At 41.7% G+C, this 21,465-nt stretch carries 22 protein-coding genes; 15 read left to right on the top strand and 7 right to left on the bottom strand.

Annotated elements, in window-relative coordinates; all coding sequences use genetic code 11:
* The first annotated feature begins 14 nt into the window (after positions 1-14).
* Positions 15-143, top strand: a complete 129-nt coding sequence (locus tag DMZ48_RS17310; RefSeq protein WP_143956435.1) for a 30S ribosomal protein THX — start codon at positions 15-17, stop codon at positions 141-143.
* A 29-nt stretch (positions 144-172) separates the two neighbouring features.
* Here the strand turns inward: DMZ48_RS17310 and yaaA are convergent, their stop codons facing one another.
* From yaaA to DMZ48_RS17295, 3 genes are all read right to left on the bottom strand, one after another.
* Positions 173-934, bottom strand: a complete 762-nt coding sequence (gene yaaA, locus DMZ48_RS17305; RefSeq protein ID WP_143956434.1) for a peroxide stress protein YaaA — start codon at positions 932-934, stop codon at positions 173-175.
* A gap of 141 nt (positions 935-1,075) precedes the next feature.
* Complete coding sequence (locus tag DMZ48_RS17300; RefSeq protein WP_143956433.1) at positions 1,076-2,113, bottom strand: RluA family pseudouridine synthase; 1,038 nt, start codon at positions 2,111-2,113, stop codon at positions 1,076-1,078.
* Between the two features lie 5 nt (positions 2,114-2,118).
* Positions 2,119-2,685, bottom strand: a complete 567-nt coding sequence (locus DMZ48_RS17295; RefSeq protein WP_143956432.1) for a PASTA domain-containing protein — start codon at positions 2,683-2,685, stop codon at positions 2,119-2,121.
* 237 nt (positions 2,686-2,922) lie between these two features.
* On the opposite strand from DMZ48_RS17295, the gene DMZ48_RS17290 reads away from it, so the two are divergent.
* The 3 genes from DMZ48_RS17290 to DMZ48_RS17280 all read left to right on the top strand — a co-directional run bounded on the left by DMZ48_RS17290 (position 2,923) and on the right by DMZ48_RS17280 (position 4,989).
* Positions 2,923-3,897 carry a D-alanine--D-alanine ligase gene (locus DMZ48_RS17290; protein WP_143956431.1) on the top strand — a complete coding sequence of 325 codons (975 nt, stop codon included), beginning with the start codon at positions 2,923-2,925 and terminating at the stop codon, positions 3,895-3,897.
* 216 nt (positions 3,898-4,113) lie between these two features.
* Positions 4,114-4,572, top strand: coding sequence for a pantetheine-phosphate adenylyltransferase (gene coaD / locus DMZ48_RS17285; protein ID WP_143956430.1), 459 nt, complete (start codon positions 4,114-4,116; stop codon positions 4,570-4,572).
* A gap of 12 nt (positions 4,573-4,584) precedes the next feature.
* Entirely contained in the window at positions 4,585-4,989 is a 405-nt protein-coding gene (locus DMZ48_RS17280) for a response regulator (RefSeq protein ID WP_143956429.1), read from the top strand.
* Here the strand turns inward: DMZ48_RS17280 and DMZ48_RS17275 are convergent.
* The gene (locus tag DMZ48_RS17275; protein WP_143956428.1) at positions 4,979-6,571 is read right to left on the bottom strand and encodes a SulP family inorganic anion transporter; all 1,593 of its coding nucleotides are present in this window, start codon (positions 6,569-6,571) and stop codon (positions 4,979-4,981) included. The two genes, DMZ48_RS17280 and DMZ48_RS17275, sit on opposite strands and share 11 nt — an antisense overlap.
* A 236-nt stretch (positions 6,572-6,807) precedes the next feature.
* Here DMZ48_RS17275 and DMZ48_RS17270 point away from each other — a divergent pair, with 236 nt between their 5' ends.
* A complete protein-coding gene (locus DMZ48_RS17270) occupies positions 6,808-8,838 on the top strand; it encodes a S9 family peptidase (RefSeq protein WP_143956427.1) in 2,031 nt (676 codons plus the stop codon).
* A 79-nt stretch (positions 8,839-8,917) separates the two neighbouring features.
* Complete coding sequence (locus tag DMZ48_RS17265; RefSeq protein WP_422395444.1) at positions 8,918-10,642, top strand: M14 family metallopeptidase; 1,725 nt, start codon at positions 8,918-8,920, stop codon at positions 10,640-10,642.
* Positions 10,643-10,645: 3 nt separating this feature from the next.
* On the opposite strand, the gene DMZ48_RS17260 is transcribed toward DMZ48_RS17265, so the two are convergent.
* Positions 10,646-11,242, bottom strand: coding sequence for an NUDIX hydrolase (locus DMZ48_RS17260; protein WP_143956426.1), 597 nt, complete (start codon positions 11,240-11,242; stop codon positions 10,646-10,648).
* Positions 11,243-11,249: 7 nt separating this feature from the next.
* Here DMZ48_RS17260 and pyrE point away from each other — a divergent pair, with 7 nt between their 5' ends.
* A complete protein-coding gene (gene pyrE / locus DMZ48_RS17255; protein WP_143956425.1) occupies positions 11,250-11,888 on the top strand; it encodes an orotate phosphoribosyltransferase in 639 nt (212 codons plus the stop codon).
* Positions 11,889-11,897: 9 nt separating this feature from the next.
* Positions 11,898-12,290, top strand: coding sequence for an SRPBCC family protein (locus tag DMZ48_RS17250; protein ID WP_143956424.1), 393 nt, complete (start codon positions 11,898-11,900; stop codon positions 12,288-12,290).
* Between the two features lie 46 nt (positions 12,291-12,336).
* Here DMZ48_RS17250 and DMZ48_RS17245 read toward each other — a convergent pair whose 3' ends face one another.
* Positions 12,337-13,068: a biotin--[acetyl-CoA-carboxylase] ligase gene (locus tag DMZ48_RS17245; protein WP_143956423.1), complete on the bottom strand. Its 732-nt coding sequence runs from the start codon at positions 13,066-13,068 to the stop codon at positions 12,337-12,339.
* Between the two features lie 92 nt (positions 13,069-13,160).
* Here DMZ48_RS17245 and rsfS point away from each other — a divergent pair, with 92 nt between their 5' ends.
* The 6 genes from rsfS (at position 13,161) to DMZ48_RS17215 (ending at position 17,974) form a co-directional block, all read left to right on the top strand.
* A complete protein-coding gene (rsfS, locus tag DMZ48_RS17240; RefSeq protein ID WP_143956422.1) occupies positions 13,161-13,529 on the top strand; it encodes a ribosome silencing factor in 369 nt (122 codons plus the stop codon).
* Positions 13,530-13,553: 24 nt separating this feature from the next.
* Positions 13,554-15,500: an ATP-dependent zinc metalloprotease FtsH gene (gene ftsH, locus DMZ48_RS17235; RefSeq protein WP_143956421.1), complete on the top strand. Its 1,947-nt coding sequence runs from the start codon at positions 13,554-13,556 to the stop codon at positions 15,498-15,500.
* A 118-nt stretch (positions 15,501-15,618) separates the two neighbouring features.
* Positions 15,619-16,227: an LUD domain-containing protein gene (locus DMZ48_RS17230; protein ID WP_143956420.1), complete on the top strand. Its 609-nt coding sequence runs from the start codon at positions 15,619-15,621 to the stop codon at positions 16,225-16,227.
* A gap of 1 nt (position 16,228) precedes the next feature.
* Positions 16,229-17,044, top strand: coding sequence for a phosphatidate cytidylyltransferase (locus DMZ48_RS17225; RefSeq protein ID WP_143956419.1), 816 nt, complete (start codon positions 16,229-16,231; stop codon positions 17,042-17,044).
* The gene (locus tag DMZ48_RS17220) at positions 17,034-17,681 is read left to right on the top strand and encodes a phosphatidylserine decarboxylase family protein (RefSeq protein ID WP_143956418.1); all 648 of its coding nucleotides are present in this window, start codon (positions 17,034-17,036) and stop codon (positions 17,679-17,681) included. The genes DMZ48_RS17225 and DMZ48_RS17220 overlap by 11 nt, the downstream gene beginning before the upstream one ends.
* Before the next feature lie 23 nt (positions 17,682-17,704).
* Entirely contained in the window at positions 17,705-17,974 is a 270-nt protein-coding gene (locus tag DMZ48_RS17215; RefSeq protein ID WP_143956417.1) for an acyl-CoA-binding protein, read from the top strand.
* Positions 17,975-18,264: 290 nt separating this feature from the next.
* Here the strand turns inward: DMZ48_RS17215 and DMZ48_RS17210 are convergent, their stop codons facing one another.
* A complete protein-coding gene (locus tag DMZ48_RS17210; protein WP_143956416.1) occupies positions 18,265-20,898 on the bottom strand; it encodes a valine--tRNA ligase in 2,634 nt (877 codons plus the stop codon).
* A gap of 128 nt (positions 20,899-21,026) precedes the next feature.
* Here DMZ48_RS17210 and DMZ48_RS17205 point away from each other — a divergent pair, with 128 nt between their 5' ends.
* Positions 21,027-21,422, top strand: a complete 396-nt coding sequence (locus tag DMZ48_RS17205) for a DUF1573 domain-containing protein (protein ID WP_143956415.1) — start codon at positions 21,027-21,029, stop codon at positions 21,420-21,422.
* Positions 21,423-21,465: the final 43 nt, after the last annotated feature.

Genomic DNA, 21,465 nt, shown 5'->3' with positions numbered 1-21,465 from the left:
AAAAACCTTGTATTATGGGAAAAGGAGATCTAAAATCTAAAAGAGGAAAAATAAGCCGGGGTACTTATGGCGTACGAAGACGAAGAAAATTAAAGAAACGTGCTCCGATTGAAGAAAAGGTGAGCGTAGATACCAAGAAATAAAAAACGGGTATTTTCAATACCCGCTATTTCTATCGTATGAACACAAGTTCGTTCTTCTTCACTGAATGTTCTTCGCTATAGGTATATCCGTCGTAATCGAAACCTTTCAGGTCTTCCATACTTTGCACACCCCTATCGATGATATAGCGCACCATGGATCCTCTTGCCTTTTTCGCAAAGAAACTTATCACTTTTAATTTACCATTCTTAAAGTCTTTAAAGTTTGGGGTGATCACAGGCACTTTCAGTTTTTTGGAATCCACTGCAGAAAAATATTCATTGCTCGCCAGATTTATGAATAACTCATCGTCAGCTAGCTCCTCATTTAATGCAGCGGTAATCTTTTTTTTCCAGAATCCGTAGAGGTTCTCATTACGTCCCACCTTAAGGGAGGTCCCCATCTCAAGTCTGTAAGGTTGCATCAGGTCAAGTGGACGTAAAACTCCATAAAGTCCGCTCAATATCCTGAGAGACTCTTGTAATTTCTCTATCTTTTCTTCCGGAATAGAATAGGCATCAAGCCCTGAGTAAACATCACCGTTAAAAGCATACACCGCAGGACGGGCATTTTCGGGAGTGAAGGGTAAACTGAAATCCTGATTACGCTGCCAGTTTAATGCTGCAAGATTATCAGAGATATGCATCAGTTCCGACAATTTTTTTGGTGATTTCTTTTGTAATACCTTATTCAGTTTGTCTGCCTCCTCCTGGAAAAGAGGTTGTGTATGCATTTCCACTGGTAAGGCCGATTCAAAATCCAATGACTTTGCAGGAGATATAACGATCTTCATGATAAGAACAGGTTAATTCAGTTTAGTGTTTATTACCGTGATCTGCAGAAAATTTCCACAGAAAATCACAGGTCAAAAATACCACTCGGGAGAAGGATATAAAATTAATATTGAGTCGTAATTCCTATCCTATTATAAATTTTAATTATCGATCTGATGTTTGGCATAATTGCGCCATTTTTCAATGGCTTCCTGCATATCTTCCGGGATTTCCGAATCGAATCGCAGGAATTCACCCGTTACCGGATGTGCAAAGCCAAGAGTTTTTGCATGCAGCGCTTGTCTAGGCAATATCTTAAAACAATTCTCAACGAACTGCTTATACTTGGTAAACGTAGTCCCTTTAAGGATTCTTTCCCCACCATATCGTTCATCATTGAATAAGGTGTGACCCGCATATTTCATATGTACGCGAATCTGGTGTGTTCTACCGGTCTCCAATCTGCAGGATAATAAGGTCACATAACCAAATCGCTCCAATACTTTATAATGGGTAACCGCTTCTTTACCCTGGTCGCCCTCAGGAAAAACCATCATCTGAAGTCGGTTCTTCGGATTTCTTCCGATATGACCGGTAACTGTACCTTCATCCTCCGTAACATTTCCCCAAACAAGTGCTACATATTCCCTTTCACTGCTCTTATCAAAGAACTGTCTTGACAAATGGTTCAGTGCATGTTCGGTCTTGGCGATCACCAATAATCCAGATGTGTCCTTATCGATACGATGAACGAGTCCGGGACGTTCGTTACTGTTCAACGGAAGGTTATTAAAATGGTAGATCAAGGCATTGATAAGAGTACCGGAATAATTTCCATGTCCGGGATGCACCACCATTCCTGCCGGTTTGTTGATCACCAGAAGTTCATCATCTTCATAGACGATATCCAGTGGAATTTCTTCCGGAGTCAACAGGTATTCATGAGGAGGATGCTCAAAGAGTACTTTAACCTCATCATTAGCTTTAACCTTATGGTTTGATTTTACAGCGATACCATTAACATAAATATTCCCGTTTTTGGCAGCTTGTTGTATCTTATTTCGTGTGGCATTCTCGATAAAATTCATCAAAAACTTATCCACTCTTAATGGTTCCTGACCTTTTCCTGCCTGAAAGCTATAATGTTCGTACAGCTCATCATCCTGATTCAGTTCATCATCCCTTTCCGTGTCCTTCATCTCTTCTAATCTTGTTCTTCAGGATTATTTCCGTTTCCGCATACCAATTCTACCTGTGAGGTTTTTGGCAACTGGTGTCCGGGCAATATATCTTCACCGTCATAACGCACATAATATACCATGTCTTTTCCGATCTCATCGATATAGGTAACTTTACCTACTTCAAGTCCGACCGCTTTCAACATGGAGGTAGCGTTCCGTTTGGTTTTCTGGATCAGATTAGGTACACTTACCTTTCTGTAACCTGAAGGATTGATAATAAGATATATTTTTCTTCCTTTCTTTACTTTCTTATTGGGTTTTGGATTCTGTTCAATCACTGAAAATCTCGGGTAATCAGGATTAAAATTCGCAGAATCAAGAACCACTGATCTGAGCTCGGCATCTCCTAAGATATTATCCACTTCTCTGATCGACTTCTTAGAAAGATCAGGTACCAGTACGGTTTCACCATGATTTGTGGTATATTTCAGGTATTGCAGCATTAGCAGGGTCAGTACAACAACAACTCCTGCAGCTAGGGCAAGTTGTTTTAAGAAGGTCTTGCTTAGGATAAACTTGAATAGCTTCATTTAAAAAAATTATTGGACAAAGATATAAAATCAAAATTCACAACCACCGGTTGATCCGGCAATTCAATTTTAGGATATGTTCTTTTAAAGAATGTTGAAATTAAATAATACTTTTGATTAACGTAAATATCGGCTGAAGTTATATACGATGCAGCCCCAATAATTCGTTTTTATCACAAACTTTTATGATCAAGGGGTTCCATCTTTCCTTTTTTAAACACAATGAGTAATACAAATATGAAAAAAAAGATAGGGGTTGTCATGGGAGGATATTCTTCCGAATTTGAGATTTCACTTAAAAGTGGTTATGTGGTTTGCAACGCCCTCCCAAAAGATAAATATGAAGTGTATCCACTTCATATATTAAAAGATAAATGGGTATATGTGGATGAAGATCAAAAGGAACATCCGATCGATCGAGCCGATTTCAGCATTCAGGTGAATGGAGCCCAGCTACAATTCGACTGTATCTTCAATGCAATTCATGGTCATCCGGGCGAAGATGGATTTCTGCCAGGCTATTTCTCATTGCTCAACCTGCCACATACTTCCTGTGACATGTATCAGTCAGCACTCACCTTCAACAAGCGTGATTGTCTTGCTGTTTTAAAACCTTACGGCATTAAATGTGCAGCTTCCTATTACCTGAACCTTGGTGATGAAATCGACGAAAAAGCGATTATCGATAAAGTTGGCCTGCCCTGTTTTGTCAAGGCCAATAAGGCAGGTTCCAGTTTTGGGGTATATAAAGTCTCTGATCAGGAAAACCTCAGTGAAGCAATCCATAATGCCTTAAAGGAAGATGACGAACTAATTATAGAGAGTTTCCTCTCGGGAACAGAAGTATCGGTAGGTGTAATTCGTTACAAGGGAGAAGTGATCGTATTGCCCATCACCGAGATCGTTTCAGAGAATGAATTTTTTGATTACGAAGCAAAGTATCTTGGAAAATCACAGGAGATAACTCCCGCTGGAATATCAGAAACCGAAGAGAACAATGTCAGGGAGGCTGCCAAAAGGATCTATGAGATCCTCAGGTTAAAGGGATTCAGCAGGAGTGAATTCATCTTTGTAAATCAGGAACCTTACTTATTGGAAGTGAATACAATTCCCGGATTAACCAATGAAAGTATCCTGCCACAACAGGCCAGGGCTGCAGGAATCAGTCTGCCGGAATTATTCGATAACGCCATCGAGGAAGCCTTACAATAGTAGTTTTTACGATAACTTAATAATTGAAAGGCAGCTATAAGTAAATAAGACCTAAAAACAATACAGATCAAGTCATAGAACCGTTTGCAAAAGGATACTTCGCAAAGTACCCTGAAAAATAAGAACGTTGGGATAAGATCAATTTTCAATTCCTCAAACGTACATCAATGATTTTACTATCTTTATTCATTCAACCGAATTAACAGAATCACAGACATGCGTCGAGCTATATTTCCGGGATCCTTCGATCCGATCACATTGGGACATTTTGATATTATCACCAGAGGGATCACGCTATTTGATGAGCTGATCATTGCCATAGGGATTAATGCGGAAAAAAAATATATGTTCGACCTGGAGGAAAGAAAGGAGTTTATCGAGAACGCTTTTGCAAATGAACCGAAGATACGCGTGATGACCTATGAAGGGCTCACCGTCGATTTCTGTAAAAAAGTTGATGCGCAATTCATTCTGAGAGGTTTGAGAAATCCGGCAGATTTTGAATTTGAAAAAGCCATTGCTCATACCAACAGAAAACTATCCGAGATCGAAACGGTTTTCCTGCTGACCTCATCCGGAAAAAGCTATATTTCGTCTTCCATCGTCAGGGATGTAATCAGAAACGGAGGCGATTATACCGGTCTGGTCCCTGATACGGTTCGTGTAAAAAAATAAATCGGTGAAATTATGTCGTCGAAACAACAGATATTGGTCATCGATGATGACACCCTAAGCAGATTTCAAGTTAAAAAAGTTATTGCAAATGCTTTTTCGGACTCCGATATACTGGAATTTCCAGAAGGAAGTTCTGCATTTAATTTTCTTAAAAGTTATGATCTTATTCCCGGAACCAACTTTCTAATATTCCTGGATCTCTTCATGCCGATTATGGATGGCTGGAAATTTCTGGAAAAGCTGCCGTCCATCAACTTTCCGGAAAAGAATGCCATTCAGGTATTCCTCCTGACTTCATCCTTTGACCCCGAAATCGACACCAAGGTTACTGAATACCGCACAACTTACGGGATGAATGTAACCAAAATTGAGAAGCCGGTTGTTGCCTCCAAACTCACGGGCCTGGTTATTCCATAACCTTGGCCATCACATGATATCGCGGATCATCGATATCTTCAACGATCACATTGGCGAGTTTCGGTGAGGCTTTTATCATCAGGCGCTGACATTCTTCACTGAGATGTTTGATCTTCAGATTTTTCCCAGCAGCTTCATATTTATCAATCAGATTGGAAAGCGCCTCCAGCGCAGAATGATCGCTTACCCGTGATTCGATAAAATCGATCTCAACGTTTTCCGGATCGTCCTTGATATCAAATTTGCTATTGAACTGTTGTACCGAACCAAAGAAAAGTGGCCCCCAGATCTCATAGACTTTGGTACCATCCTCCTTTATATGTTTTCGAGCCCGAATTCGCTTGGCATTTTCCCAGGAAAAAACAAGGGCAGAAATGATCACTCCGGCGATAACTGCGATCGCAAGATCAAAAATAACGGTAAGCAAGGACACCGCGATCAATACAATTGCATCACTTAACGGGATTTTATGCAGGATACGGAAACTACTCCATGCAAAGGTTCCGATTACCACCATGAACATCACCCCTACCAATGCAGCGATTGGCACCTGTTCTATATAAGCGCTGGCAAAAAGAATGAACATCAATAAGGTAAGGGCAGCTACAATTCCTGAAAGTCTGGTTCTGCCTCCAGATTTGATATTGATAATCGACTGACCGATCATAGCACAGCCTCCCATTCCACCAAACAATCCCGTGATAATATTAGCACCTCCCTGAGCCATACATTCACGATTAGCACTTCCACGGGTCTCCGTAAGCTCATCGATAAGGTTTAATGTCATCAAGGATTCAATGAGTCCGATAGCTGCAAGTATCAATGCATAGGGCCCGATAAATCGTAAGGTTTCCATATTCATAGGTACCTTATTAAAAAGATCCCACTGGAAATCCGGCAAACCTCCCTTTAACCCTTCTCCTCCACCATCACGAATAAAGGAACCTACGGTTGCCACATCGAGTTTCCCAAAGATAACGATCGCAGACACGGCCAGGATTGCGATAAGTGCCTCTGGTAATTTTTTATAGACCTTAGGCAGCAACCACATGATAGCCATGGTTAGTCCAACCAGTCCGATCATGAGATACAGATCGGTTCCATGCATCCAGATACGCTCACCATTCTGTACATATTTAAACATCCCCAATTGTGACAAAAAGATCACGATTGCCAGACCATTCACAAAGCCCATCATCACGGGATGCGGAATCAGACGTACGAATTTCCCCAATTTGAAAACGCCGGCAAGCATTTGTATGATCCCCATGAGAATAACGGTTGCAAACAAATAATAGAGTCCGAGATTTTCTCCATCGATACCACGTGCATTTCCTTCCGCTACGAGATGGACCATAACCACGGCCAATGCTCCTGTTGCCCCGGAGATCATACCCGGTCTTCCCCCAAAGACAGAAGTGATCAGACCGATCATAAAGGCCGCATACAAACCTACTAATGGAGGTACGCCTGCCACGAAAGCAAAGGCTACCGCTTCCGGAATGAGTGCGAGTGCCACTGTCAGTCCACTTAATATATCATTCTTGGCATTTGCTGCTCTTTTGCGGATAAAATCTGTCATCTGGAGAAAATTTAAGGGTGCAAAACTACTGTAATTTTTGATTCTCACAAGTTATGCAACCATATGTAACTATTTCATAGTTTGAGGGGTGTATATGTTTTTAAGCGGCTGAAAGATTTCGGAACGAAAAAAATCATTAGTTTTAACTAACCTTAAAACAACAAGTTACAAACGTTTTGAAAATTTACACGTCATTTCAATAATTATCAAAACAACCACCACAAAAAACCAACCTCATGAAAGCTTTTCTTTTTGCCGCCCTACTGACCCTGTCCGGTCTACAGATCTTTGCTCAGGAATTAAAAGATCCGTCCTTTGAAGAGATCCTCTCAATAAGAAATGCAGGAAGCCCTGTAATCTCTCCGGACGGTTCGACCATCGCATATACATCTACTACCACCGATTGGGAAAATAACAAATACGATACAGAGATCTGGTTGATAAGACCGGGTGAATCCCCTTTTCAACTCACCAATGCGAAAGATGGCGGCAGTACCAACCCAAAATGGTCTCCGGATGGGCAATGGATAGCTTTTAGCTCCGACAGGGATGAAAAGAATCAGATCTTTGTGATTCGCAGTGCAGGCGGTGAGGCCATACAGCTCACCGGAACTGAGGGTAGTGTATCCGATTTTGACTGGTCACCTGATGGAAAACAGATCGCTTTTATACAGGCAGAGACAGAATCTGAAGCAGAGAAGAAGCGCAAAAAGAAATACGGCGACTACTTTACAGATGATGAGAAATTCTACCTTCACAAACTATGGATTATCCCTTTTGAAGGCTCCGATGCCCAACTTCGCCCTGCATTACCGAAAGATTCCGCTGCAACTGCAGCCCTTAAATCAAGGGAACTCATCAGTGAATCATCGTATAGCATCAACAACTTTTCCTGGTCTCCGGATAGTAAACAGATCGCCTTCGAGCATCAACCAAACCCGTTGATCAATACTTTCTTTAAAGCTGATATTTCTTTGCTGGATGTAGCTTCTGAAAAGATCACCCCTCTTATCAACAATAAAAGCTATGATGGTTTGATCGGATGGTCACCGGATGGAAACTCCATCTTATACAGCAGTTCTTTAAATGACACCATTTCCAACTATTACAAGAATGATAAGTATTTCATCATCGGCAAAGACGGAAGTGGGAACAGGCAGGTAGGCAGCAGGTTTGACGAAAATCTGGGAGACATTCACTGGACTCCCCGTGGCATCTTCGCCACAGCCTGGCAAAAGACCCAAAGAAAATTGGTATATATGGATCCTGCTTCCGGTAAGGTTACCCTGATCAAAAAAGGTCCGGAAAGGATTTATGGCATTTCCTTTTCCAAAGACGGAAGCAAAGTCGCCTTTTCCGGTACCAACGATGATGATATTACCGAGATATATTCGGGTGATGCCAACCTGACTAATTTAAATAAGTACACTTCAAACTCAGATATTATCAAAGACTGGGCTGTTTCCAACAGTGAGGTGATTTCATGGAAAAGTAAAGACGGGGCAAAAATAGAAGGTGTACTTATGAAACCGCAAAACTTTGACCCCGATAAAAAATATCCGTTGCTGGTGATTATTCATGGGGGACCTACAGGAATTTCAACACCCGGACCGGTACCCTCTTATGTTTACCCGATGGTTCAGTGGCTGAATAAAGGGGCCCTGATCCTCCAACCCAATTACAGAGGTTCGGCAGGATATGGGGAGGAGTTCAGAGAATTGAATGTCAGGAATCTCGGCGTTGGGGATGCATGGGATGTATTATCGGGAGTCGATTATCTGATTTCAAAAGGTTTGGTTGATAACGAAAAAATAGGATGTATGGGATGGAGTCAGGGCGGTTATATTTCTGCATTCCTCACGACCAACAGTGACCGGTTCAAAGCGATATCAGTTGGAGCCGGCATATCGAACTGGATGACCTATTATGTAAATACCGACATTCATCCATTCACGAGGCAATACCTGAAAGCCACACCCTGGTCAGATAAGGAGATCTATGAAGTAACCTCCCCCATGACCAACATCAATCAGGCAAAGACGCCAACACTGATCCAGCATGGTGAATTCGACCGTAGAGTACCCATCGCTAATGCCTACGAACTTTTACAAGGCTTAAGAGATGTTGGGGTGCCTTCCAAACTGATCGTGTACAAAGGATTTGGTCATGGAATCACCAAACCTAAGGAACGACTTGCCGCCATGTGGCACAATTGGATATGGTTTGGAAAATATCTTTGGAATGAAGAAATCGTACTGCCCGAATAGTTTATAATAGGAGATAGGGTATCTTATATTTTCAGATATGCCATTTTTGGCTACATTTGGAAGAATAAAAATTGTACCCTTGAAAAAAATTTACCTGTTACTTACACTATTCCTGCATTGCACATTGCATTCCCAGGATTTTACGACTGTATTTGAAACCTCTGAAGGAACTGAAACTGCGACTTACGCACAGGTAATCGCATATTATCAGGGTCTTGCTAAAAAATACCCTTCCATCACCATTACCGAAGAGGGGATGACAGACAGCGGCTATCCATTGCATCTGGTGATCTACAACCCCAACAAGGAGAAAGATCTGAACAAGCTGCGTAAAGACCACAGGATCCTACTAATCAATAATGGGATACATCCCGGCGAACCGGATGGAATAGATGCGACAATGATGATGCTCAGAGATTTTGCATCCGGCAAAATAGCAGCGCCGAAACATACCATCATCGCCACCATTCCCTTATACAACATCGGTGGATCCTTAAACCGAAACAGCACGTCGAGAACCAACCAGAACGGACCGGTAGCCTATGGCTTCAGAGGTAACGCGAGAAATTACGATCTGAACCGTGATTTCATCAAGAGCGACACCCGAAATGCGCGCGCCTTTGCCGGTATCTATCAAAAGATACAACCCGATGTTTTTATCGACAATCATGTTAGCAACGGAGCGGATTATCAATATACCCTCACCCACCTTTTTACCCAGCATAATAAACTGGGATATGAAGCCGGAGACTATGTACAAAACAAGATGATGCCCGGTCTGATCGATGGCTTACAGGCTAAATCCTGGGATATTACACCATACGTGAATGTTTTCAACCAGGTTCCTGAAAAAGGATTTTCACAATTCCTTGACTCCCCCCGCTATTCCACAGGCTACACCACACTTTGGAACACACTGGGCATGATGGTGGAAACACACATGCTCAAACCCTATAAACCCAGAGTAGAAGGTACCTATGACCTGATGATCGCGATGATCGATTTCACGGAAGCGAACTACAAAAAGATACTGGAAGTACGAAATGCGAATTTTAAAGCATTCGAAACTGCTGCAACCTATGAATTAAACTGGGAGGTAGACACTACTAAATCACGCACTTTTGACTTCAAAGGATTTGAAGGAAGTTTTATCGAAAGTGAAGTTACCGGTCAGGAAAGACTTTATTACGATCGCAACAAACCTTTTACGAGACCTGTCGAATATCAGGACGAGTTTAAAGCCTCAGTATCGATCGAGATTCCGGAAGCCTATATGATTCCTGTAGGCTGGCATAACGTCATCGATCTTTTAAAACTGAACGGAATAGCCATGGAACTTATAAGTCAGGATATGGATACCGAAGCAGAGATCTATCATATCGAAGACTACAAGACACGAAACAATGCATATGAAGGTCATTATACACATTTCAATACTAAGGTACGTGCAAGCACGGAGATGACCCATTTTGAAAAAGGCAGGTATTACCGGGTAAATACAAGACAGCCCGGGATAAGATATATCCTTGAAGTTTTGGAACCACAAGCTGTTGACTCATTCTTCAACTGGAATTTCTTCGACACGATTTTACAGCAAAAAGAAGGCTTCTCTCCTTATGTATGGGAAGATAAAGCGAATGAACTCCTTATGAAGGATAGCGACCTGAAGGCAGCCTTTGAAGCAAAGAAAAATACAGACGAAGCCTTTGCTAAGAATTGGTATGCACAACTGAACTGGTTGCACAAACATTCTCCTAATTACGAAAAGGCTCATCTAAAATACCCGGTTTATCGCTTGCGTTAAGCGTTAAGCCGGGATCATCGTAAAGAAGCTCTTGATATTGGCATAGGAATTCTCCAATGCCTTTTCAATCTTCTTATCACTAAGCCATTCAGCAACTTCGATACCTTCGTTACATTGAGGCACGAGTTTACCACTGTATCCGGTACGCATGAGATACCAATGCGTTTCCTTTAGTTTATAAACTCCGTTGCGTTTGAAAATATGGTAAGTCACCTGAAGGAAGTTGTCGATCTTTAATTTCTTAACACCGGTCTCCTCCTCTACTTCACGTATAGCAGCATCTTCAATGCTTTCACCTTTATCGACCTTACCTTTTGGCAAATCCCACTTTCCATTTCTGAAAATAAAAAGTGTCTTTCCTTTATCATTTTTAACCACCCCTCCGGCTGCCACCACCAGAGGCACCTTCTTCATGAACTTCTTCAATAAGGCATCCTTATCGGGATGATAGATTTGCGCTGCTTTGATCTTCCCTTTATTCAGCTGATCGATCACATCTTCCACATTCACTGTATCCATCAGAAACAGCTTAAAATCGGTTTCTTTGGAAATCTTTGAGGTTAAAAAAATGCGATGCTCATTTACAAAAACTTCATACATTTGCAACATGATTTTAAATAAAGATACCGCTAAAAAAACAGCAGAGCTTTTATTGCAAATTAATGCAATAAAGTTGAATCCGAAAAATCCTTTTACATGGGCTTCCGGATGGAAATCACCAATTTATTGTGACAACCGCATCATTTTGTCGTATCCGCCTATCAGAAACTATGTCAGAGAGCAGATTGCCAGACAGATCGAGGAGCTTTACGGCAAGCCGGATGTCATCGCTGGAGTAGCTACCGGAGCTATCGGTATCGGTATGCTTGTCGCCGAATATATGAACCTTCCATTTATCTATGTAAGGCCTGAACCTAAGAAACACGGCAGAGGAAATCAGATCGAAGGAATTCTCGAATCCGGACAACATGTTGTGGTAGTCGAAGACCTTATCAGCACTGGAAAAAGCAGCCTCAATGCAGTTGAAGCCCTGAAACAGGAAGGAGCTCACATCAAAGGCATGCTCGCTATTTTCACCTATGGCTTCAATGTTGCAGAAGAAAACTTCAAGACAGGCGACATCCCTCTTCATACCTTAAGCAGTTACGAATACCTGCTGGAGCAGGCACTCGACACTAATTACATCGGTGAAAAGGACATGGAAACTTTAAAAGAATGGCGCCTTGCTCCGCAAGACTGGAAATAATACAGAAATATGACAATTGAAACTCCAAAAACCACAGTCGGTAAAACGCCTGAAGAAGTCTATAACTTTCTTACTGACATCAAAAATTTCGAAAAGCTGATGCCTGAGAACATCAGTAAGTTCGAAGTACTTGAAGAAGATAAATTCCTGTTCGCTCTCAAAGGAATGCCAGAGATCGTTCTGAAATTAAAAGAAAAGAATCCCCATAACGAAGTAATTCTGGGCGCAGCCAGTGATAAACTACCGTTTACTCTAAAGGCAGACATCAGTGAAAAAGGGGATGCAGGTAGTGAGGTCGGACTTACCTTCTCCGGAGATTTTAATCCGATGATGGGCATGATGATCAAAGGACCGATCACCAGCTTCATCAACACACTGGTAACCAACATGGCTAAATTGTAGTAAGAACGCACTACATCAATCTATAAAAAATCACCCTGTTGCATCCTTAATACAACAGGGTGATTTCTTTTAGATCATATTCACAAATACTGTGATCTTCGATCATAACCATCAGCTTACCCTGTTCGGTTACTCCGCGGATAAAGCCCATGAACAACTCTCCGGAACGATCCTTAAAAGTTGAAGGCTTATCTTTTCGGAATAATTTCTCTTCATATCGCTGGTGCAATTCATGAAGCTGACCTTCCCGTATCAGCTTTTCATATTTCCTGAGACTATCAACAATTAGCACCATCATCTCTTCCTTATCATAAATCACACCTGTGATCTGTTTCAGAGAGGAAGCATTCAAAACACCGTCGAAATCTGATTGATTAAGATTAAGACCTATCCCTATAACCGCTGCCTCTAACTGCCCATTTTTTATTTGATTTTCGATGAGAATACCGCAAACCTTAGAGTTTACTGACAAAATGTCGTTAGGCCACTTAATGCGTAACTGAGGTATGGTGAACGCATTTAAGACATCATAGATACACAAGGCGACTGCCATACTAATGTAAAACTGATTGTCTTTATTTAAGGTGTTTATATACTTGAATATGCTGAAAGTAAGGTTCTTACCCGGTTCTGAGACCCAATTCGTTCCCATCTGCCCTCTTCCTGCGGTCTGATTCTCTGCCATGACAACTGTATAATCTTCCAATTCCGATTGAGCTGCCAGCTGTTTTAAATACGAATTGGTCGAATCGATGGCATTAAGTTTGATTAACTTCATAAGAAACCCCTACATTTGAATTAAATCTTTATGATAATTTTGAATGGTCAAAAAAGTAAAAAATAATAACTTTGTGAAAATAAAAATTTTTAATGGCAAAAACGAGTAGTAGTGCAGATCAGTTGATAACATTTATCTTAAAAGGAATTGAGGAGGTTAAGGGAAAGGATGTAAATATTTTAGATTTAAGAGAAATAGAAAACACGGTTTGCGATTACTTTGTTATCTGCAACGGTACTTCAAATACCCAGGTTAACGCCATCGTTAATTCCATACAAAAAACAGTAAGTCGAGAACTCAAGGATAAACCCTGGCACGTCGAGGGAACTGACAATGCAGAATGGGTGCTTATCGACTACGTCAACGTGGTAGTTCACGTTTTCCAGAAACACATTCGGGAATATTACGATATCGAAGGATTATGGGGAGATGCCAAGGTTACGGCAATTCCCATGAATTAAATTTTCAACGACTAAAAAATTTAAATGGCTAAAGAAAATAACAATCCAACTCCAAAGCGTCCTAAATTCAGTTCATACTGGATCTACGGAGTCATATTGCTTTTCATCATCGGTGCTCAGTTCTTTACTGGAGGTAGCGGTTGGCAGACACCACCCGATATTACTCCGGCAAAATTACAGGAGTTCATCAAAACCGGTGATGTCAATAAAGTTGTCATCATAACGAATACAAGACAGGCTAAGGTCTATCTGACCGATGACGCCCTCAAGAAAGACATTCATAAGAACGCTCAGAGCAAATCTAAGCTCATGACCGCTCAACTCCCGCAATATCAATTGAAATTCGGGGATCTTCAAAATTTTGAAGACGAGGTCACCAAAGCGATACAGGATAGTGATGCCTCTACAGATGTGATCTTTGATCAGGATAATAACCTGTTTGGTGATATCTTGCTCACAATATTACCGTTCGTACTCATCATAGGTATTTGGATATTCCTGATGCGAAGAATGTCAGGTGGCGCCACAGGAGGTGCAGGCGGACAAATTTTCAATATCGGAAAATCCAAAGCCCGTTTGTTTGATGAGAAAACAGATATGAAGGTAACTTTTAAGGATGTTGCCGGACTTGAAGGAGCGAAAGAAGAGGTTCAGGAAATTGTGGATTTCCTTAAGAACCCTGAAAAATATACCTCATTAGGTGGTAAGATCCCTAAAGGAGCACTACTTGTAGGTCCTCCGGGAACCGGTAAAACCTTGCTTGCAAAAGCAGTTGCCGGAGAAGCTAAGGTTCCTTTCTTCTCCCTGTCCGGATCAGATTTTGTCGAAATGTTCGTAGGGGTAGGAGCCTCAAGGGTACGTGACCTTTTCAAACAGGCAAAAGACAAATCACCATCGATCATCTTTATCGATGAGATCGATGCGATCGGACGTGCCAGAGGAAAGAATAATTTCACAGGGAGTAACGATGAGCGTGAAAACACCCTCAACCAGCTACTGACCGAAATGGACGGTTTCGGCACGAACACCAATGTGATCGTACTGGCTGCAACCAACCGTGCAGACATCCTTGATAAAGCTCTGATGCGTGCCGGACGTTTCGACAGACAGATCTATGTAGATCTACCGGACGTAAGAGAAAGAAAAGAGATTTTTGAGGTACACCTCAAACCTATCAAGACCGCTGAAACTCTGGATCTTGAATTCCTGGCAAAGCAAACTCCGGGATTCTCAGGAGCGGATATCGCGAATGTTTGTAACGAAGCAGCACTGATCGCTGCACGTAACGGCAAAAAAGCGGTAGACAAGCAGGATTTCCTGGATGCGGTTGACCGTATCGTTGGAGGACTTGAGAAAAAGAATAAGATCATCACTCCCGAGGAGAAAAAGACCATCGCTTTCCATGAAGCAGGACACGCCACGGTTAGCTGGATGCTGGAACATGCTGCTCCACTGGTTAAGGTAACCATCGTGCCAAGAGGTCAAAGTCTTGGAGCTGCCTGGTATCTTCCGGAGGAAAGACTTATCGTCAGACCTGAACAGATGGCAGATGAGATGTGCGCAACCATGGGTGGTCGTGCTGCAGAAAAAGTGATGTTTGACAAAATTTCCACCGGAGCATTGAGCGACCTTGAAAAGGTCACCAAACAGGCACGTGCCATGGTAACCATTTACGGACTCAATGATCAGATCGGTAACCTGACCTTCTATGATTCTTCAGGACAAACCGATTACAATTTCTCCAAACCTTACAGTGAAGAGACCGCTCAGATCATCGATAAAGAGATCTCAAGAATTATTGAAGAACAATATAAAAGAGCGATCAAAATACTGGAAGACAACAAAGACAAACTCACAATTCTCGCGGAGCACTTGCTTGAAAAAGAGGTTATTTTCAAAGACGACCTCGAGCGAATCTTTGGAAAACGCCCATTCACCAAAGAAGAAGAACAACAGCTTCAGGAGAATTAAAATATCGGAAGGCGAGCGTAAAACACATTTTTTACGCTCGTTTTCTTATATATACCCTTTAATTTTATACTTTTATATTGGATTAAACTAATTAAATAGCATTCCCCTTCTAATTTAAATGAGCTTATTTAAAAAACTTTTCGGATCTAAACAACGCAAAGAAACTCCAGAGAAAGGAGCTGAAGAGCGCGGAAAGTTTATGCCCGAACTGAAGCTACCCACAGACGAGAAATTCACCATCAATTTTAAAAAGAACGGAGGTAAATTCCTGTACTGCGATTCCTTAGAGGAGGTACACGACTGTTTCCGTAATATACTGGCGGAGAACCAATGGAATACCGATCAGGTATGCTGCCTCGATGTAAACCTCGGTTCAAAGTTCAAACCGTTCCATCTGGAAAAAAGAAGCAATTGCCGTGGCGCCAACCTCTTCCTCTCGACCTGTGAAAATCTGGTCGCAGATAATGGCTCCATACTCATCAGTTCAAATCAGATCGGTGAGAGTAAGCTCAATGATTTACCTGATAATTTTATAGTTTTTGCCACCACAAGTCAGCTTATCGACAATATTGGCGAAGGCTTGAGAGGCATAAAATCTAAAAACAAGAACCAGATTCCGACGAATATTACTACTATCAAGCACTTTAACCATAAAGAAGAAAAAGATTTTCTTACCTATGGGAGTAGTGCAAAAAACTTATATTTGCTCTTATTGGAAGATTTGTGAAATGAGAGAGCTCCTCAAGCGTACCATCACCGGTATTTTATATATTTTTTTATTACTAGCTGCCGTTTATCTAAGCAATGATGCATTTGATTTTCTTTTCCTGATCTTCGGCCTTACCTGTCTTTACGAATTCAAAAAGATCATCAGACTCCGGGGCTATTTTATCTTTATAGCGTTCCTCCTGTTATGGTGGGTATGCATATACCTCCTCGGAAGTTTTGCGCAGCATTTTCTGGTCAGCATCATCCTATTAGGATGTTGTGTCGTGGTTGACCTTATCATGATCCTGAAATTGTTCAGCACCACCCCGGCACAATACACCAACACTCAGAAATTCCTGATCTCATTGTTCTATATCGGCGGTGGATGTATCTTCCTGACGATGATCCCTTACAGGAATGAACATTTTGCAAAGACATTGATTATTGGTATTTTTATATTGATATGGGTAAATGACTCATTTGCTTATCTCGTAGGGAAAAGCATAGGAAGAACCAAGTTATTTGAAAGGGTATCTCCTAAAAAGACTGTAGAAGGATTTGTAGGCGGATTGGTATTTTCACTGATCGCTGCATACTTCCTTTATAAATACGGTTCAGAATTAAGCCTTGCCCAATGGCTGATCCTGGCGATTGTTGTTGTAGTCTCCGGCTCATTAGGAGACCTTGTGGAATCTAAATTTAAACGTTTAGCAGGCGTGAAAGACAGCGGAGCAATCCTTCCGGGACATGGGGGATTACTCGACAGACTAGACAGTCTTGTTTTTGCCGCACCGTTTACTTTCCTAACTTTGCAAATTTTTAATTATGTTTCATAAAGAAGGCTTTAAGATCATCCTGATCACCTTTTTCGTTGTGATCGCTGGTATTTTACTGGCTCAATTTTTCATATCAACAGAGTGGCTACAAAAACTCATTCAGGTCGCTTTTCTCATCCTGCTGATCCTGATACTTCAGTTTTTCAGAAACCCCAAACGAACAACGACCCCTGATGATGAAGTGATCATCGCTCCCGTTGATGGCAAGGTAGTCGTGATCGAAGAAGTTTTTGAGAAGGAGTTCTTTAAAGATAAACGTATTCAGGTTTCCATCTTTATGTCGCCTGTCAATGTACATGTAACCCGTTATGCACTTAGCGGACTTGTTAAATACAGCAAATATCACCCGGGGAAATATCTGGTAGCATGGCACCCAAAAGCCTCTGAAGAAAATGAAAGAACCACTGTCGTTATCGAAAATGCCTCTTTCGGAAAAGTATTGTATCGTCAGATCGCAGGTGCGCTGGCGAAGCGTATCGTAAATTATGCCAAAGAAGGTATGCTGGTGGTTCAGGGAACCGATGCAGGTTTTATCAAATTCGGCTCCAGAGTCGATCTGTTCCTCCCGCTTGACGCCGATATCAAAGTCTCCCTGAATCAAAAAGTAAAAGGAGGAGTTGACATTATAGCTTCCTGAGAAAAGCTAAAAACGGACAACACATGAATGCTGAAGAATTAGATGATAAGTTCAATGAAGCCGTTGATAAGATAAATAATCACCAGGAACCCTTTCCTGCCGATTTTTTATTGCGCCTCTACGCCTATTACAAAAAAGCCACCCAGAGCAACGATCCACCGCGCAGCCGCACGCCACTGATCAATGCCTTTAAAGCTAATGCGCTGTTTCAGGCGAAGAACATTTCAGAAAAAGAAGCTAAAAAGAAATACATAAAGCTCGTAGAACAATATTTCGAAGAGACTAAAAAGTAAGTGACAGACCGTTTGCAGCAGACAGTTATAGACTGTAAAACAAAAACCTGTATCACCTCCCCAAAAAAGTTATTAAAGCATCGCCGTGGCGAGCACCATAATTGCAGCGACAACTTCTCGTAGGCGAAGTCATAAGTCCCGAATTCTATCAGGCAACATGGCACCGACTACTCAGCAGGAAAGATCGTCACTTTGAATTGCATCAGCAAACCAGAAGGTTTAAGTCAAAAAAAATGTCGCTTGAACATATTCAAACGACATTTTTAATTACCAGGTTTACATAAACCCTATTATTTCAATCTTGAAAGACTTTCCTTCAACGTATCGATCTTCGCCAATGCGTCGGCTTCTTTTTGGCGCTCGATCGCCACTACATTATCCGGTGCATTATTCACAAATCGTTCATTTGACAATTTCTTTTGAACCGATTTTAAAAAGCCTTCTGTATAAATAAGCTCCTCATTTAATTTAGCGATCTCATCTTCCACATTGATAGCACCTGCTACCGGAATAAAGTATTCATCTGCTCCCACTCTGAACGACAAGGCGCCTTCTACCTGACTAGTGACATAGCTCAACGCATCAAGGTTCCCCAGCTTTGCGATCACACTGTCATAGCGCTCCGATTTTTCATCAGCCGCAAGAACCATCAGGGATAATTCATTTTTCTGCGGAATATTCTTTTCCTTACGAATAGTACGAATACCCGAGATCACATCAGCTGCTTTTTCAAATTCTCTGATCACCTGCTCATCAAAAGTTTCCTGCTCAGGCCATTTCGCCACGATCAGCGCATTTTCAGGAGCTCTTTCCTCCATATGCTGCCAGATCTCTTCAGTAAGGAAAGGCATAAACGGATGCAACAATTTCAGATTATCTTCAAATACCGCGATGATCTGAGCATAGGTTTTCGCATCGATCGGTTGCTGATAGGCAGGCTTTACCATTTCCAGTAACCAGGAACAGAAATCATCCCAAATTAACTTATAGGTAGCCATCAAAGCATCAGATATTCGGTATTTTGAGAATTGATCTTCGATCTCTTGAAGCGTCTTATTAAATTTATGTTTATACCACGCTAATGCCACAGCCGAATGTTCGGGCTGAGGAATTTCCGCTGACACCTCCCAACCTTTCACAAGGCGAAAAGCATTCCAGATTTTATTTGCAAAACCTTTTCCTTGCTGACAAAGTGCCTCATCGAACAACAAGTCATTACCTGCCGCCGAACTCAGCAATAATCCAACCCTGACACCATCCGCTCCAAATTCTTCGATCAGCTTGAGTGCATCCGGCGAATTACCCAGCGATTTCGACATCTTACGACGTTGCTTATCACGAACCAATCCGGTCAGGTAAATATTACTAAATGGCTTCTCTCCTCTGAACTCATAACCCGCAATGATCATTCGTGCCACCCAGAAGAATAAAATATCGGGCCCCGTAACCAGATCGTTGGTTGGATAATAATAGTTAATCTCTTCATTTTCCGGCTCCAATATCCCGTTAAAAACGCTGATCGGCCATAACCATGACGAAAACCAAGTATCCAGAGAATCTTCTTCCTGACGGAGATCTGCAGTGGTCAGTGCAACGTTTCCGGTTACTTCTTTAGCTTTCACCAAAGCTTCCTCAACATTATTAGCCACTACGAAATCCTCTTTTCCCCCACCGTAATACCATGCAGGGATCTGATGTCCCCACCACAACTGACGACTTATATTCCAGTCTCTTATATTCTCAAGCCAGTGTCTGTAAGTGTTCTCAAATTTCTTGGGAAACAATTTAATCTCACCTGATCCCAACACTGCTTCATGTGCAGGTTTTACCAGGTCTTCCATTTTCAGGAACCATTGATCCGAAAGCTTAGGCTCAATTACCGCCTTGGTTCTTTCAGAGGTTCCTACTTTATTCAGATGCTGTTCCGTCTTTATCAGGAATCCTTTTTCCTCAAGTTCTTTACTGATCTCTTTTCTTACTACAAAGCGATCTTTTCCGGCATAATGCAATCCGTGCTCATTAAGGGTTGCATCATCATGGAAGATATCCACCACCTCAAGGCCGTGTTTATCGCCCAGCATTTTATCATTCTCATCATGTGCCGGTGTCACCTTAAGACATCCGGTCCCGAATTCCATATCGACGTAATCATCGGCGATCACCGGGATGGCACGACCTGCCAAAGGAACGATCGCTTTCTTTCCGATGAGATGTGTATAACGCTCATCATCAGGATTCACACAGATCGCGGTATCTCCGAGAATGGTTTCCGGTCTCGTGGTTGCGATCGTGATCTTTTCATCGCTTCCTTCCACGGCATACTGTAAATAATACAGTGATCCCTGACGTTCTTCATAGATCACCTCTTCATCAGAAAGCGTAGTCTTCGCTTCAGGATCCCAGTTCACCATACGGTAACCGCGATAGATCAGTCCTTTTTCATAAAGATCCACGAATACTTTGATCACGGAAGCAGAAAGATCTTCATCCATGGTGAATTTAGTCCGATCCCAATCACAGGAACATCCTAACTTCTTTAACTGCTCCAGGATTACTCCCCCATATTCATGTGTCCAATCCCAGGCATGTTCAAGAAATTCTTCACGGGTAAGATCAGCTTTAGCAATACCTCTATCCTTCAATTTGGCCACCACTTTAGCCTCGGTGGCAATAGAAGCGTGATCTGTACCGGGCACCCAGCACGCATTGAAACCTTTGAGTCTCGCACGTCTGATAAGCACATCCTGAATGGTATTGTTAAGCATATGCCCCATATGCAGCACACCGGTTACATTCGGAGGCGGAATAACGATAGCATAAGGTTTTCTCTGATCGGGAACCGATTTGAAATACCGGTTTTCCATCCAGTAGTCATACCATTTACGCTCTACTGTACCAGCCTCATATTTAGAAGGAATTTCCATATCCTGAATTCACATTTTGATTTAAGATTGCAAAAATAGCCATATCCAGAGGATTTTAAAAGAAATCAATAAATTTTGCAGACTGACTAAAAGTGGTTACTTTTGAGTTTCACTTAAATCTTTATCAGATGAAAAAATTACTAATGCTTCTATTTGTCGGACTGACATACATCAGTGTATCAGCCCAGGAAAAAGTAGCAAAGATCGAATTTAAAAGCGACGTTATAGATTATGGCGAAATCGCTCAGGGTAGTGACGGTGTTCGCATATTCGAATTCACCAACACAGGTAATGCTCCTCTGATCATCACCAGTGTTAAATCGACTTGCGGATGTACCATCCCTAAGAAACCTGAAGAACCTATCTTACCTGGAAAAATGGGTAAGATCGAGGTAAAGTATGACACTAACCGTCCCGGACATATTCGTAAAACCATCATGGTTACTTCAAATGCAGACACACCTAATGTTTCTTTGAAGATAAAAGGGAAAGTAATTCCTCCGGATTCGGGCAGCAAGAAATAAGTTAATTGCTGATAAAAAATAAAAGAGCCTTTTCGGGGCTCTT

It is taken from the genome of Robertkochia solimangrovi (assembly GCF_007279655.1).
Classification (GTDB): domain Bacteria; phylum Bacteroidota; class Bacteroidia; order Flavobacteriales; family Flavobacteriaceae; genus Robertkochia; species Robertkochia solimangrovi.
This window is presented reverse-complemented; position numbering and strand designations above follow the sequence as displayed.